Origin of the sequence: uncultured Methanobrevibacter sp., from assembly GCF_937881195.1 — an archaeon.
Taxonomy (GTDB): domain Archaea; phylum Methanobacteriota; class Methanobacteria; order Methanobacteriales; family Methanobacteriaceae; genus Methanobinarius.
Map to the genome: position 1 here is coordinate 1 of NZ_CALGFC010000004.1, position 17016 is coordinate 17016.

The 17016-nt window shown below is 24.5% G+C and carries 10 protein-coding genes and 1 CRISPR repeat array; of the genes, 2 read left to right on the plus strand and 8 right to left on the minus strand.

Features of this window, described 5'->3' with window-relative positions:
- Positions 1-326, plus strand: a 326-nt coding sequence (locus Q0087_RS00320) for a hypothetical protein (RefSeq protein ID WP_297897033.1), incomplete at its 5' end; no start/stop codon positions are given.
- Between the two features lie 27 nt (positions 327-353).
- Positions 354-4895: a CRISPR direct-repeat array (repeat unit 29 nt; unit sequence GTTTCCATACTATTAAGTCCTTTTTAAAC).
- A gap of 160 nt (positions 4896-5055) precedes the next feature.
- On the opposite strand, the gene cas2 is transcribed toward Q0087_RS00320, so the two are convergent.
- The 8 genes from cas2 to cas6 form a co-directional block, all read right to left on the minus strand.
- Positions 5056-5316, minus strand: coding sequence for a CRISPR-associated endonuclease Cas2 (cas2, locus tag Q0087_RS00325; protein ID WP_297897036.1), 261 nt, complete (start codon positions 5314-5316; stop codon positions 5056-5058).
- On the minus strand, positions 5316-6290 hold the full coding sequence (gene cas1b / locus Q0087_RS00330) for a type I-B CRISPR-associated endonuclease Cas1b (protein WP_297897037.1): 975 nt from the start codon (positions 6288-6290) through the stop codon (positions 5316-5318). Before cas1b ends, cas2 begins: the two co-directional genes overlap by 1 nt.
- A gap of 32 nt (positions 6291-6322) precedes the next feature.
- On the minus strand, positions 6323-6793 hold the full coding sequence (cas4, locus tag Q0087_RS00335) for a CRISPR-associated protein Cas4 (protein WP_297897039.1): 471 nt from the start codon (positions 6791-6793) through the stop codon (positions 6323-6325).
- Positions 6794-6825: 32 nt separating this feature from the next.
- The gene (locus Q0087_RS00340; protein ID WP_297897042.1) at positions 6826-9228 is read right to left on the minus strand and encodes a CRISPR-associated endonuclease Cas3''; all 2403 of its coding nucleotides are present in this window, start codon (positions 9226-9228) and stop codon (positions 6826-6828) included.
- 37 nt (positions 9229-9265) lie between these two features.
- Positions 9266-9982, minus strand: a complete 717-nt coding sequence (gene cas5b / locus Q0087_RS00345) for a type I-B CRISPR-associated protein Cas5b (RefSeq protein WP_297897045.1) — start codon at positions 9980-9982, stop codon at positions 9266-9268.
- A 9-nt stretch (positions 9983-9991) separates the two neighbouring features.
- Positions 9992-10960, minus strand: coding sequence for a type I-B CRISPR-associated protein Cas7/Csh2 (gene cas7b / locus Q0087_RS00350; RefSeq protein ID WP_297897046.1), 969 nt, complete (start codon positions 10958-10960; stop codon positions 9992-9994).
- Between the two features lie 94 nt (positions 10961-11054).
- The gene (locus Q0087_RS00355; RefSeq protein ID WP_297897048.1) at positions 11055-12908 is read right to left on the minus strand and encodes a TIGR02556 family CRISPR-associated protein; all 1854 of its coding nucleotides are present in this window, start codon (positions 12906-12908) and stop codon (positions 11055-11057) included.
- 1 nt (position 12909) lies between these two features.
- Positions 12910-13626, minus strand: coding sequence for a CRISPR-associated endoribonuclease Cas6 (gene cas6, locus Q0087_RS00360; protein ID WP_297897051.1), 717 nt, complete (start codon positions 13624-13626; stop codon positions 12910-12912).
- A gap of 692 nt (positions 13627-14318) precedes the next feature.
- Between cas6 and Q0087_RS00365 the strand changes: the two genes are divergently transcribed.
- A partial coding sequence (locus tag Q0087_RS00365; protein WP_297897054.1) for a DEAD/DEAH box helicase occupies positions 14319-17016 on the plus strand: 2698 nt, incomplete at its 3' end.

Consider the following 17016-nt stretch of genomic DNA (forward strand, 5'->3'; position numbering starts at 1 on the left):
AATACAAATTACTAGCTATTGACGGATCACTAACAGACCTACCCAACAATAAAAATCTAATGAAAGAATTCGGAGGCATAAAAGGAAGCCACAACAAATTCATCAAATTAAAAGCACAAACAAGCGGAATATACGACTGTCTTAATAACATGATGATAGACTTCCAAATAGCACCATACCAAACCAGCGAAAAAGAACTAGCCTACAAAAACATAAAAAACACATTAAAACTATTTAAAAACAATGAAATAATACTAATATTCGACAGAGGATACCCATCAAACGAACTATTCAACTACCTCAAAGAAAAAACAAAACAAACATAAGAAGAAACAACTAAAAAAAAAAACATCCTTAAAAAAGAATTGATTCCTTTTTAAACAGTTAATTTGTAGCTACTATCTGTTTTATTTTTCATTTGTTTCCATACTATTAAGTCCTTTTTAAACTCTTTTATTTTTGGCTTTCCACCAGTACAATACATAGTTTCCATACTATTAAGTCCTTTTTAAACTTTCCACTTTTTTTTGTAGTTGTTTTAATTCTTTTAAGTTTCCATACTATTAAGTCCTTTTTAAACGGTGTGTGTGTTCATTATAATATAATTCCTCATATTGGTTTCCATACTATTAAGTCCTTTTTAAACTACCCTATCTATGTTAGAACATTAAACTTAGAAGACAGTTTCCATACTATTAAGTCCTTTTTAAACAAAATCTTTATATTCTAGTCTATGCTCAATTTTCCCGTTTCCATACTATTAAGTCCTTTTTAAACTTAATTCTGTATATCCGTCATCAAGTTCAGAAACATTAGTTTCCATACTATTAAGTCCTTTTTAAACATAAAGTAGTTAATAAAGAAGATGTTAGTGGAGAGGTGTTTCCATACTATTAAGTCCTTTTTAAACTTTTTGAAAAATATCTGTATGATTTGGTCTTTTTCAGTTTCCATACTATTAAGTCCTTTTTAAACTTTTATCAACAGCAACAGGTCAAACAAACATTTATATGTTTCCATACTATTAAGTCCTTTTTAAACGATATTAATGTGCATAGTATAGCTAATAGTTACTATAGTTTCCATACTATTAAGTCCTTTTTAAACATTAATAGCTATTAACTATATAATCTATCTTAAAAAGTTTCCATACTATTAAGTCCTTTTTAAACATTTTTAAGTTCCACAAAATGCTGTCCACCACTACAAGTTTCCATACTATTAAGTCCTTTTTAAACAAAGAGTTATATGATGATGATATTTACCAAGCTATCATTAAGTTTCCATACTATTAAGTCCTTTTTAAACCTATCTTATTTTTATCGATTTCTAAAGAATTAACTAAGTTTCCATACTATTAAGTCCTTTTTAAACCCAAGGAGGTTTCAAATATCATTATTCATGAAAATAGGAAGTTTCCATACTATTAAGTCCTTTTTAAACATGATATTAAAAATAAATATGAAGTTGAAACTATAGAGTTTCCATACTATTAAGTCCTTTTTAAACATTAAAAAATATATGAATACTAATGATACTCATATTTTGTTTCCATACTATTAAGTCCTTTTTAAACAAAATTTATCTATCATTTTATCACCAAAAAAATATTTGTTTCCATACTATTAAGTCCTTTTTAAACCAACATATTATATTAACATTAAAGGAGTGATTACACAGTTTCCATACTATTAAGTCCTTTTTAAACTCGAGTATCACTGGACCTATGAACCCTCTTGGTTCCTCGTTTCCATACTATTAAGTCCTTTTTAAACTCATAAAAAGAATATTCTTTATTTCTTAATACTTTTATGTTTCCATACTATTAAGTCCTTTTTAAACTTAATGTTTCTCTATCAATAAAAAGAACATAACCTTGTTTCCATACTATTAAGTCCTTTTTAAACCAGTTCCTTCAATGAATGGGGAGTTAGTTGAGTACAGTTTCCATACTATTAAGTCCTTTTTAAACTATTCTTTTAAGTCATTCATATATCTTAGTTCAACAACGTTTCCATACTATTAAGTCCTTTTTAAACGCATTTACGATTGTTAAAGAAATTTGTTATTCAATGACGTTTCCATACTATTAAGTCCTTTTTAAACTATATTATTATAATCATGATGGCTACAATGGAACATACCGTTTCCATACTATTAAGTCCTTTTTAAACCAGATTCTAAAAGAGTAGGAAGAGTATAATCAACAGTGTTTCCATACTATTAAGTCCTTTTTAAACCGGATTAACAAGCCTAATGACTAAAAAAACAAATGGGTTTCCATACTATTAAGTCCTTTTTAAACACCAAAAAATAAAAATAGCCCCAGCTACCCTTAAAGTGGTTTCCATACTATTAAGTCCTTTTTAAACTTAAAATTTCAGAAAGAAAGTAACTGGAAATGTAAATGTAGTTTCCATACTATTAAGTCCTTTTTAAACTTTGTATTGTGTGCTTTTTTAATTGTGTCTATTATCGTTTCCATACTATTAAGTCCTTTTTAAACATACAAGTGTAACAAACAACACAACCAACCCTCTTATGTTTCCATACTATTAAGTCCTTTTTAAACTCTATAAAAAATTTATTAATGAAATTAAAATAGACAAGTTTCCATACTATTAAGTCCTTTTTAAACCAACCGACATAGTACTAGCAAATGGAACATCAGACAATATGTTTCCATACTATTAAGTCCTTTTTAAACCTACATAACCATAATCATAGGTTTTTTAGGCATACTCAGTTTCCATACTATTAAGTCCTTTTTAAACATATTGAAGAGTTAAATATATTATAGTATAATAACATGTTTCCATACTATTAAGTCCTTTTTAAACTTCTATGGTTGGTTTTAGGTCTGGTTGGTCTGTTATTGGGTTTCCATACTATTAAGTCCTTTTTAAACTTATTTCTTGAAGTTGCTTTATTTTTTTTTAACCTTGGGTTTCCATACTATTAAGTCCTTTTTAAACTTAATTATTTGTATGTAATTATAATACTCGCTATCACGTTTCCATACTATTAAGTCCTTTTTAAACTCAGCTATACTTTCTAATGCTACTATTTTCCTTTCCTCGTTTCCATACTATTAAGTCCTTTTTAAACCTCTATCATCAAACTCATCACAACCATTAGTATCATTAAGAGGTTTCCATACTATTAAGTCCTTTTTAAACAGTGTTGTATTTTTCAGCTTGTTTTACTGGTCGGATGTTTCCATACTATTAAGTCCTTTTTAAACAAGATGCTTATAATTATGTAGGTGGTGTATTATCTTAGTTTCCATACTATTAAGTCCTTTTTAAACGGTGTACTGCTATTATTATCATGTTGTTTGTGAAATGTTTCCATACTATTAAGTCCTTTTTAAACACCAATACCAATTTCAAACACAACCAAATGATGACAGGTTTCCATACTATTAAGTCCTTTTTAAACTCTGATGATGGTAACTGAAGACCGACATACATATATAGTTTCCATACTATTAAGTCCTTTTTAAACACTATCACTAAGTAAATCTTACTAGTGCCAGTATCTTTAGTTTCCATACTATTAAGTCCTTTTTAAACATACTATAAATATTAAAGACATTATAGAAATTAATGTGTTTCCATACTATTAAGTCCTTTTTAAACAATGAAATGACATATATAATGAATGATAAATAATGAAGTTTCCATACTATTAAGTCCTTTTTAAACAAAATTATATTTCCATTATAATGATTATTTTCCATGGTTTCCATACTATTAAGTCCTTTTTAAACAAAGATATTAGAGAAGTATTATTAAATATTCAAATGTTGTTTCCATACTATTAAGTCCTTTTTAAACTTCAGAATAATGGTAATCGTCCTTTGTGGGTTGTTACGTTTCCATACTATTAAGTCCTTTTTAAACCTTCATCTGCCTTGTTTTCAGAGGGTTTTTTACCACCGTTTCCATACTATTAAGTCCTTTTTAAACCCAATCTAGTTTAAGGGTAGTGTTTTTCAGAGCTTCGTTTCCATACTATTAAGTCCTTTTTAAACTTTATCATGTGTTGTTGTGATGTCTAAGTCTTTGTTGTTTCCATACTATTAAGTCCTTTTTAAACATGATTAATGGGATAACAGACCGACAAGGGGATGTTAGTTTCCATACTATTAAGTCCTTTTTAAACTTAATGATGTTGAACAGTTATTACAATGGACTGGGTTGTTTCCATACTATTAAGTCCTTTTTAAACCATTATGTCGCTATTCTCATCTACTATGTCATTATGTTGTTTCCATACTATTAAGTCCTTTTTAAACTAGCTATAATATTTATACATTTCATTCATTTAAACACCGTTTCCATACTATTAAGTCCTTTTTAAACTTATTTGACGATATACTGTAATTTTCAATATTTATACTGTTTCCATACTATTAAGTCCTTTTTAAACATGATATAATTAATTATCACATCATAAAGATAGGTGTTGTTTCCATACTATTAAGTCCTTTTTAAACTTTAAAAAAATTATTGTATTATTTAAATTATTAATTCGTTTCCATACTATTAAGTCCTTTTTAAACCAGTTTCATTTCCATTTTTTAAATCATCACTAATTTCGTTTCCATACTATTAAGTCCTTTTTAAACTTAATATTACTCTTGTAGATTGGAAAGGAAATAGGTGTTTCCATACTATTAAGTCCTTTTTAAACTTGAACTGTGTCGACTATATCTTCTACGTCTTTTTTTGGTTTCCATACTATTAAGTCCTTTTTAAACGAACTATTGTTGTTGGTAGTAATAATTCTTCATTGCGTTTCCATACTATTAAGTCCTTTTTAAACAGATATAAAATTATTAAACAAAAAATTTCTTTTTAAGTTTCCATACTATTAAGTCCTTTTTAAACCGGGGCAAAAATTTCCCTATTTTTCAAATAGATCGATAAAAAATGCCGTATAAATATCTTATAAAAGTCTACATATAATTATGTTACTATAATATAAAGGTAGACTAAAAAATAAAAATTAAATAAATATATATTTTTATAAATTAATATATATCTTAAATTAAATAACAAAATCAATACGATTCTTTTCTACACCCAAAATTTCTTTTTTTGAAAATTTTTCTGGGAACTGAAAAAAAATTAGAGAGTCTATATCTGATTCAATAATTTCATTTAAATCAGATTTAACTTTTTTTAATTGGGATTTAGATAATTCTCCTTCAAAAACTGAATTTTGAACCCAAAATAATACTGTTCTCAAATATTTATGAACTTTATTCACCCTCTCAACTCCAACATCATATACTATTACCACATACATCACCACCACATCCTAAAACTTTCATATTTTTTATCACCTAATATATGCTTGATTAATTTATAACATTCTAATCTAATTAAATATTTATAAGAAACTTTTTTATTTAAAGTTTGATGTTTAATTGTAGTTTCTAATTTTTTTTGATATTCTGATAAAAATATTTGTCTTCCTTTTTCATTTAACAAAATACCTATATCTTTTTGAAAATGCTTTTCTGAAATCATATTATTATTTATCAATTTAAATATAGTTCTACTTACAATTATTGGTTTAAAAATATCTGCTAAATCTAATGCTAACGAAAATCTTCGTTCAGAAGGTTCATGTAAAAAACTCACAGAAGGATGTAAATATGTATGGTATATTTCTGAAAGGCAAGTTCCATATAAAAGAGAGTTACCAAAGGAAATTAAAGCATTTAATTCAGTAGTTGGAGGTCTTATTTCTCTTTTATCAAATTCAAACCTCCTTAATATCCCATTAAAGCTTTGATAAAAATTATTCCATATTCTCCCTTCACAACTCATAATTTGAGGAATATCTCCTTCAATTTCTTCTTTTTCTATATTATTAATAAAAAAATCTAATTCCTTTCCTTTCTTTTTATAATATTTTAATATAGTTTTTGTATTATGTTTAATAGCCTTAACAAACTCGGAAGCTATAAACCTCCTTTTTTCATTATTTAAATAATATTCAGATTGTTTTACCACAACAAAACCAGAATTAAGATTAATTTTCGGATAAAGTGATCCTTCATAAAAACCATATTTATTAAAAAAATTTGTTGGAATACCCTCTTTCATTAATATTGTCGCAGCACCCGAACTAAATGAAACTTTCCCATGGCAATTAATTTCACTTATTGCATGAATTGGTAATGGTTTCTTCTCATCAGCCATACTCTGAAAAAAAAGAGTATTTCCTTTTCTACTAATTTTTCCATGACTATTTATATACAATGGCTTTTTCATATATATTCCCCATAAATAATTTTAAATTTAATTTAAACCATGCATAGCTCATAAAATGAACATTTTTTACAATAGTGTTTCTTTTCTGCAATAGGAGGCTTGTTAAAAGAAACAATTTCTTCAATACTTTCAATAATATCTTCCATTTCTTCTTCTAAGTCACTTGTAAGTTGAATTTTTTCTCTTTTCCTCTCTTCAGGATATACTAAAATACCTCTTGCATCAATTCCACTTTTTTTCATGTTATATAAATAATATAATAATTGATACTTAGCAGGTTCAGTAAGTTTACTAGACTTCTTAACTTCAAAAATTGTGATTCCCTCTTTCTTTTTAACAAAATCAAAAGCCATATTCTCAAAATGAATTTCTTTATTTTCTCTACTATAACTCTTTTCATGTATTAAATTACCAATAGTTATATCTTCATTATTATAGTTCATATTAATTCTATTAGCATAAAACCAAAGTTCTCTCTTACAAGAAATATAATATTGAACCATTACACCACTAATATAAATAATATCACCAACAATTAAATAATAAAAGGATCTTCCTCTTTTTCATTAATAAAACCTGTTTCAATATCATATTTATCAACTATTCCATTTGTAAAATCAATTAATCCTAACCATTCATTATGCAAATTTAGTGTTCCAAAATTTTTAGTACTTACAGAGATTATATATTTATAAAAATCACTTTTTATATTTAAAAATTCATTTTTCTTTTCGAATGATTTTATTTCTTTATTTTCAAATTTATTGTTAATTTCTTCAAATTTCTCCCAAATTTCATTAGATTCATCATCAACATTTACAAAAACATCGATTTTTGGCATATTTTTTGAATCCAAAATTTTAAACTCATTTTGCATATTTGATAAATATAATTTTTTAATTGTATTTAAAATTTCCTTTGATTGTTCTTGATTGGCATATTTTAGTATTTCAATGTAATATTCATTGGAAAGTTGACTAAAATCTTTTTCTTTAATTTTTTCTTTTCCACCAATAGTTGCATTTGTTGATTGTAGTAAAATTTTATCATAAACAAAGTTTGAAAAAGATTTATTTTTGTCATTTACAAGATTAATAATATTTACTTCTCCTTTATCAGAAGAGTAGTTTCTATTACATCTTCCACCAGTCTGAATAATTGAATCTAATGGAGCAAAATCACGATAAACTATATCAACACTAATATCTACACCTGCTTCAATTAATTGAGTTGAAATTATTATTTTTCTATTTTTAGAGGTTTTTATATGGTTAATTTTATTTAATCTGTGTTTTGGTATTATATTGGTAGATAAATAGATTAAATCAGTTCCATCAATGTTTAAAACTCCATTTTCATCTATATCAAAATTTTCACCATCAAAATAATCTTTATTATAATAATTCTTATAAAAATAATCTTTAATAATACTATAAATATCATTTGATGAGTTTATTGTGTTTAAAACAAATAATATGTCTTTATCAGGATTATTCTCAATAGTATCAATTATTTCTTCTTCAAAATCTCCAATAGTTTTACTTTCTAAATCAAAGTTAAAGTTTACCCTATTAAATTTTTTAAAGTAATAGTCTTTATTTGAAACAAGTGGCAAAATCTCTTTATTTTCTTTAAATATTAATGGTTGAGTAGCTGTCATTAAAATAATCCATGAATTAAATTTTTTTGATAATTCTGTTAAAATTACATTAATTAAAGGCCAAAATTTGTATGGAATAGATTGAATTTCATCAAGAAGAATTATAGAATTTGTAATATTATGGAACTTTCTTAAAGATCTATTTTTATTAGAAATCAAAGAATAAAATAGCTGTATAAATGTTGTAATAACTATTTCAGAGTACCATCCTTCTGTTAAAAGTTGAGCTTGATTTTGATTATATTCAAATTCATCAATTTTGTAGTTCATATCAGATAAATAATTATGTTTTAATAGAATATTTGAGCCATTTAAATCATTCTCATTTAGAATTTCTTTAATAACATTCTCATTTTGATCAATTATACTTAAAAATGGTAAAGAATAAATGATTCTTGGTGTAAAATTATTGTTTTCTCTTATTTTTTCTCGTAACTTCAAAACAAATGAAAAAGCTGTTAAAGTTTTCCCACAACCAGTAGGTAGTTCAATAGAAAATATTTTATCTTTTTCTATATTTAAATCATCTAATTTATTTGAAATTTCATTATAAGCTTCTTCTCGAATTTTATTAATTCCGTTAAAATCTCTAAAAATGTCATTTTTAAATTTATCAACAATATCATTTGGAATTTCAATTCTTTCTATCATATCTGTTTTAGAAGCATCTAATTTATCTCCATCCAATAAAGTAGAATATAAAAGAGTTAAAATAAGATAGTTATCAATATTTTTAGACAAATATAATCTTCTTAAGCTTTTTAAAATTAATTTTTTAAAATCATTAAAATTTTCAATAAAAACATTAATATTAATATCATATTCATTATAAAAATTATTTAACTCATCCAAATTTTGATTATTAATGTCATTTATCTGAATTTTCAAATCATCAAAGTTTTCTTTAATATTTTCAATTTCACCATTACTATCTTTAAGATTTTTTAAGTTACCATGATGCCTTAAAACAATTAAATAAGATAATACAGGCAATAGATCATATATTTCATTTATAAAAGTAGGAATATTAAATTTATTTTTGTTTAAATCTTTTAAATAATTATTAATATTATAATATGTAAAAACAGCAGAGAGAAAACCATGATTAGCTTTTTTTGTTTTTTTAGAATGATCAAATAAATATTCTTGAAAAAAAGAAGTAGCTTTTGCAAAATCATGAGAAATGCCAATAATAAAAGAAATTCGCGATAAAAATTCATTACCTTCAAAATTAGATTCTTTTAATATATTATTTGAATTATTTGCTACATTTAACAAATGATCTGTTAATTTAATGCAAGGATGAGAAAAAAAATTAGAAGAATAGGACATTATCTTTACCTACTTTATAATAACTTTGGTTAGATATTTTTATAGGCTTCCCATTTTCTTCATAGTAATACTCAATATAAGAAGTTACTATTCTCTCATTATTCATAAATCCTGGAGATTTGATAGTCCCATATTTCTTTCCAGACTCTATTAACAGATTTGAATCAGTGGGAACAACACTTTTAATTGAAATGCCTTCATTATTGATAAATAATTCTTCGATAGAAAATAAACCGTCTCCAACAAGTTTAAAATTAGCAATACATTCACTAACACCTAAAAAAGGAGTATAAACGGATTTATGATTAGAAATTAAATCAAAAAGTTCTTTCATTTTCTTTTCATCTTTAAGACACACATAAATTCTATACTTTACATCTTTTAAAAATTCAGCTCGAACTTGAGTTCTTTTTCCTTGCTTATTAATATCCGACAGAATCCAACCCTCTTTAGTGTTAATATAATTTAAATTCATTCTAAACTTTTTAATTGGGTTTAAAATAGCGATACTTATCTTACTATTATTTTCATTAAATAAATCATAATAACTATCTCTTTCAAGACCAAGTATTGCTGCAATAATACCCGAAATAGTAGTTCTACTTGGAAATGGATAAGATATGGTAGATGTAGCAGTATATCCTTTTCTAAAATAAGCATGATTTGCCCAAATATCAAAGACCAAAGCATTTTTAGTCATTGGATTCACCTATAAAGTTATTTCTTCAACATCAACAGAAAGATTTTCAATTTCAGATTTTAAATCTTCAATATTTTCAAATTTGAGATTTGAATCTATTTTAACATGAATTTTGTTTATTTTATCTTTATTTTCATCAATTAAAGTTAAAATATTATCAATATTCAATTCATAATCATTAATACTTCTAATCTGCTTATCATTATCTAAATTATGGGTTAAAGATACTTGTTTATCTAAATCACCAATAAAATAGTTTTCTTCATTATATTCTATTTGAATCAGTAATCTTGGAACTTGGCCAAATTTAGAACGAGAAATTAAATTTTTTGTTCCATTCCAAATTCCATCAATTAGCAAATTAACATCTTCATCAGTCAAATAAGTAGATTTTGCAGCTTTTTCATTAACAATTCCATAAAAACCTATTAAAGAGTAAGGAAGAATATATTCTTCTCTGAAAGTAGCTTGAGATTTTCCTTTGCCTGATGCAAAAGCTCCTGTTCCTTTAATATGATTAATTTCGACTTTATGTAATGACCTACCTAGTCTAAATTGTACAGGACCAGTTAAAGTGATTGAACCAGTTTGTTTCTTTTTGCCTATTTTAACATCTAATGGAATAGTTGCTCCAAAAAGCCTCACATCAATACATTTTTCTAAAATATTAGTTTTCATAGAGTTTTTAGCTTCTTGAATATTGGAATACCCTTTTTCATCATCTTTTTTGTCAAGATAATCTTCAGCTCTTAACTTAGCATCTTGAATTATTCCTTCATCATCTTTAACTTCTTTAACAAATAGTTCTTGATTTTTATATTCCGCTAAATAATCTCTTATTGTTCTTTTAAGACGAACATCAGTTACAATATTTATTTCAGTTTCTTCATCTAATCTTGGCTTATTATCATCTAAAGGATCCCCATTTGGATTAGCATCTGCAATATCATATAAAAACAAAATTTCTGACCTGTTCATATTATCACCATCAATTAAATTTATTTAAATTCATTATTATGTAGCATTAGTTCATTTTTTAAGATTATTAATTTATTTAAAAAAGATTAAAAAATTATTCTTCAATAGAAATTAATCCTTCTATATCAACCTTTTTCTCATTTTTATATAGTTTACTTAATGTATAACCAAGAGTAAAGTAAAAACTAGTTTCATCACGAGTTAATTTCCAGTTATTATTAGCTTCAAGCAAATTTTTAGAAATTTCTACTTCTAAATCACCATAGTAATTACTTTTGTATTCAATTAATTTATTAAGTACTAATGGGTAGAGTTTTTGAATCTTTTTCTCATCTAAAGATAAACCCCAAAGTTTATTAGTAAATGGAGTTGATCCTAACTCTTTGAATTGAATATAAACCAATTTATTTGTAAGTACACCAAGTAAAAAACTTGCTTTTTTAGCATGAGTATCTAATTCTTGCAACAGATTTAATAATTTATTGGTTGTTTCATCATTATTCTCATTATTAACATTTTCATCCACAATATCACCATTTAAGTTTAAATTTAATTTTTTTAAAATTTTAAATAACATTAAAGTTTCTATAGCTAAAATTTTAACAATATACTCATTATCATTTCTAAAAATAGTTCTAATTTTCTTCATTGCATAATCTAAAATAAAATCAAAATTAACTTTATTTCCACTAAAAATAGAATTAACTAACTCAATATAATATTTAGTATATTCACTATTATAAAAATCTCTTAAAAATCCAAACAACCAATTATTTTTATCTACAGTATTATAATCTCTCTTTAAATTATACAATTCTAAAAAATTGCCTTTATGATCTTTTTTAAATATTTCTTTAACAATATCTTCTTGAAATATGGGAGATTTTAATATTTCTTGTTGAGATAGTCTTAAATGGTTAATCCAAGATGGAGTAATACTTTCAACATTTCCCAGTATGTTAAATGCACTATTAGTTTTCTCATAGAAAAAGAATTTAAATTCAACAAGGTTATTCAATTCTTCAAGATCTTCTATGAGTTCATCCTCTCTTGTAGCTATTGTATTATAATAACTCAATGTTTTATCAACATCTTCGATATAATAATCAAATATCTCATCTATTAAATCATCTTTTTTAAATAAAAATTTAGGAATAGCATAATATCTTAACCCAAATTCATTGAAAGATAAATATTTGTTTACAAATTTATTTCCTGCTTCTAATTTTATTGCACAATCTAAACAGATTGGAATCATTTTCCACTGATTTGAAGAATTTAAATCCTGAATGTTTCCTGGTTTATCTACTGTTGAAAATGAAAAACCAGTGGCATTTGCAACAAGACCCATGACTTCTTTATTTTCTCCACATAATAAACATTGGCCTTCACCTTTCATTAATGGACCATTTGATTGTTTATAGTACTTTTCACTGGATTTATTTTTTAAAACATCTTTAAAAAAGTCAAAATCTCCTAAAAAATTAATTTGACCTTTTTCTTCAATAGAAATTGTTAATAAAATATTTGATTTTGAATCAAGCCCTTCTTTAGATTTTAAAATGTCTTCTTTAATTTTATCTTGATTTCTATCTATTTCTTGATAAAATTGACTAATACTTAAATTACTATTTATTTGACTTTTTTCATTCTTTTTAAACCAGCCTAAAAACTTATTTTTAAATGTTTTATCAACATCCGTAATTAAACAAGAAGGCATTATATTAGCTCCACTTGAAGGACCTTTCTTGTATAAATATAAATGAGCATCATCATTGATATATTCTTTAATTTTAACTTGATTATATATAATTTGATTATTCTCATGTTTAAATTGGACTAAAATAACAGAAGATATTTTTTGATTAGTAGTCAATAAAAGATCTGAATCTTCAAGTCCTTCTTTTTCAATATATGTTCTTCCAAGTTCATATAATGCATTTAACATACTACTTCCTCACATTATTTATCATTCCAAATCCCAAAGAATTTTTTTCACCTAAACCAGTGTCTAATAAGAATTTATAAAGTTTTTTATTATTTTTTTCATTATTAAAATCCTTTTTTTCTAAATTTTTCCATAGTGAACCAATTATAATAAAATCATTTTTATTCTTATTCAATCGTACCGAAACTTCTTTTGAAAACTCAAATGAATCAAACAAATTATCATCCGTCTGGTAATCATCATCATAAAAAGCATTGTATTTTTTTATTGCATTATCTTTTATTCTATTAAAAAAGAAATCAAAATCTTGATTTTTTCTAAAAGAAAAATAAGTATTTGTTTGATTATTTTCATATAAAACAATAGGAGTACTAGAAATAAACCTGTTATTTTGACAAGAATCAAAAATCTTTAAATTTTTAATAATCATTTTATACTTCCCTAAATAAAATTCATCGATAGATTTTAAGCTGTGATATATAGTTTTAATAAATTTTGAATTAGGAGAACTAATTATAATAGATTTTGACTTACCTTTTTCAAAATCATTAACAGGAAAAATATTAGAAAAATTAAAAAATTTAAATCCATTAATACTATGAAAAGAAGAAAAACGAGTATGTTTCAAAATATTATAAATAAAACCTTGAATTGTATATTTATCAATGTTATAATAATTAAAATTAGACATAGGTTCAAATGCAAGCATAATTCTCATATATATCACACATAAAATATTTAATTATTCAATAATTTCTTATATTCATGGTTTATTAAGAATATTAAACAATTAGCGCTATTATGAATCCCTAATTTATTAGGACTAATTTGTTAATATAAATTTTACTTATAATACTATAATTATAAATCTAATAAAAATAAGTCCTAAAATTTTAATTATAAATAATTATAAGATTAATCTAAATTATTTATAAATTTTTACACTTTTTTTATATACAAATTTATATAACTTTCTAATTGAATATCAATATCATATATTATTGTTTATTTTATATATAAATATTAGTGTATTAATTTAAGTTGTATTATTAAATAATTGTATTTTAAATAAAAAAAGGATTGTTAAAAATATATTTAACACAAAATAAGTTAAGACCAAGCAAAGATATAAAAACTAAAGTAATAAAGAAATAATGAAAAAAGAAGTAATAATCCCCATAATAAAAAAAATATACTCAAAAATACTAATGAAATTACCAACCACCCCCAACTTTTTTAAACCCACCAAAAAGTAATCTTTATTAATATAGTTTAATAAAAATTAAAAAAGAAGTTTAAAACCTAATTTTATATTTAATGAATTGATTAAAAATTCTATATTTAAACAAGATTGAAAATGAATATTAAAAATCATAGTATAACTAATAAATAGACGAAATATTGATTCATATGGAACGATTAGCTATAGATAAGTTTAAAAATGATATTAGATTCAGACATAAAATAGCTCATATAGAAAAAATCCCTGGTAAAGAAGCTATTTATATGGATTTGGATAACTTAAACCCAAAGATAGCTAAATATCTTGAAAATAACAACATTAGTTTATATAAACATCAAGCTATTGCTTATAAAAAAATTCAAAATAAAAAGAATATTATTATTACAACTCCTACAGCTTCAGGAAAAACATTAGCATTTAACCTACCAATACTTGAAACAATGCTTAATGATAAAAAAGCTACTGCAATGTATATTTATCCTGCAAAAGCTTTATCTAATGACCAGCTAAACATTCTTAAAAATCTTGAAAAAAATTTAGATCTTGAAATAAAACCAGCTACTTATGATGGAGATACTCCAAAAAATAAGAAATATGGTATTAGACAGAATTCAAGAATAGTTTTAACAAACCCTTACCAAATACACCATATATTATCTTGGCATCATCAATGGAAACGTTTCTATAGTAATCTAAAATATATTGTTATTGATGAAGCACATTATTATAAAGGTATTTTTGGATCAAATGTTGCTTATTTAATAAGAAGACTTAAAAGAATAGCTAATTTTTATGGTTCATCTCCTCAATTTATACTATCTTCTGCAACCTTAGCAAATCCTGTTGAGTTAGCTAATAAGCTTGTTGGAGAGGATTTCAGTCTTATTGATAATGATACTTCTCCAAGTGGTGATAAAGATTTTATTTTTTACAATCCTTTTTATAAAAATTTGAAAAAAAATAAAGGAAGTAATAATTTAGAAAATGATTCTGAAAGTCTTGGAAATATTAAAGATTTTGAAGATAAATTTATTGAAGATACAATAGCTAATAATCGTGATGATAATTGGACTAAAATAACAGATGGATTGTCAATTCATCAAGAAACAGAAATGATATTTTTATATCTTCTTTTAAAAGATATTCAAACTCTTTGTTTTACAGTATCTCGTAAAATCGCAGAGCTTATAGCTATGTGGACTAAAAAGGATATGTTAACTTATAAAAAACCTTTAGCAGAAAAAATCACTGCATATAGAGCTGGTTATTTAGCTAGTGAAAGAAGAGAAATTGAAGAAGGTTTAAAAAATAGGAAATATTTAGGAGTTACATGTACCAATGCTCTTGAACTCGGAATAAATATTGGTTCTCTTGATGCAGTTATAATCTCAGGATATCCTGGAACAATGATTTCTACATGGCAACAAGCAGGAAGAGCTGGAAGAGGAAATCAAAAATCAGTAGTTATATTATTAGCTTTTGAAAATCAATTAGATCAGTATTTTATGAAAAATCCAGAATTTTTCTTTGATAAACCACATGAAAATGCTATTGTAGATTTAAATAATAAGATGATTATTAAATCCCATATTCTATGTGCAGCTAATGAATTACCAATTACTGCTGATGAAGCAAAAGAGCTATTTAACTGTGATGAATCAATATTAAATGAGTCAGTTGAAAACTTTGATTTAATTAAAAACAAACGAGAACAATATATTTATTCTCATGACGACGAAGCCTCATTTAAACATTCTTTAGATCAATTATCTAATGATTCATTTAAAGTAATGTCTATCAATGGAAATAATAATTCTAACAATAATAATATGGATAATTCTAATAATCGTTCTAATAATAATTATTCTAAAAATGAAAATATTGATAATTATAATAATTCTAATAATTATTCTAATAATAATTATTCTAACAGATACAATCAAACCTTACTCGAAAATATGGAATTAGGGCAAGTTTATAGAGAAGCTCATGAAGGAGCTGTCTTAATAAATAAAGGAGAAACATATATCGTAGATAGTGTTAATCTAAAATCAAGATATGTTAATGTTTATAAACAAGCTGTTGAATATCATACTATTGTTTTAAAAGATGTTGATATTTCAATAAAATCTAAAATAAAAAAGGAAAAAATTGGAAATTTTACAGTTCATTTTGGTGAATTAGAAGTATCTGAAGATTTTCATAAATATAAGAAATTACATTTTTCCAAAACTCTTGGTACTTTTAATTTAGACTTACCTCCATTAACATTTAAAACAAAAGGAATATGGTTTACAATACCTAATGAAATAAAAAAATGCTTAGAAGATAGGTATAATCAGGATGATGTTTTTGCTGGAGGTTTACATGGTGTTGAACATGGATTAATTGGTTTATTCCCATTACATGTAATGTGTGATAGGTTTGATATTGGTGGATTATCAACTAATTATCATGAAGATACACAAGAAGCAACTATATTTATTTATGATGCTTATGAAGGTGGAATTGGTATTTGTGAAAAAGCTATTGAAGTTTTTAATCAATTGGTCCAATCAACCAAAGATTTAATTGATAATTGCCAATGCGAATCTGGATGTCCATCATGTATATATTCTCCAAAATGTGGAAATGAAAATAAACCTCTTCATAAAGATGCTACAAGAAACATTCTTAGCTATATTAAAAACGAAATAGACATCGCTGAAAAAGAAGAAATCTTAAATAAAATAAATTCAGAAAATCATTCTTATGATTTAAAAAATAATATTAAAAACAATAATAATTCTAAAAATAATAATACAAACAAAAATAATTCTAAAAATAATAATACAAACAAAAATAATTCTAAAAATAATAATACAA

What these genes read in the sequence shown, in the direction of transcription:
- cas2 (WP_297897036.1), bottom strand. Translation starts at nt 5,316, where the DNA reads ATGTATGTGGTAATAGTATATGATGTTGGAGTTGAGAGGGTGAATAAA.
- cas1b (WP_297897037.1), bottom strand. Translation starts at nt 6,290, where the DNA reads ATGAAAAAGCCATTGTATATAAATAGTCATGGAAAAATTAGTAGAAAA.
- cas4 (WP_297897039.1), bottom strand. Translation starts at nt 6,793, where the DNA reads ATGGTTCAATATTATATTTCTTGTAAGAGAGAACTTTGGTTTTATGCT.
- cas5b (WP_297897045.1), bottom strand. Translation starts at nt 9,982, where the DNA reads ATGACTAAAAATGCTTTGGTCTTTGATATTTGGGCAAATCATGCTTAT.
- cas7b (WP_297897046.1), bottom strand. Translation starts at nt 10,960, where the DNA reads ATGAACAGGTCAGAAATTTTGTTTTTATATGATATTGCAGATGCTAAT.
- Q0087_RS00355 (WP_297897048.1), bottom strand. Translation starts at nt 12,908, where the DNA reads ATGTTAAATGCATTATATGAACTTGGAAGAACATATATTGAAAAAGAA.
- cas6 (WP_297897051.1), bottom strand. Translation starts at nt 13,626, where the DNA reads ATGAGAATTATGCTTGCATTTGAACCTATGTCTAATTTTAATTATTAT.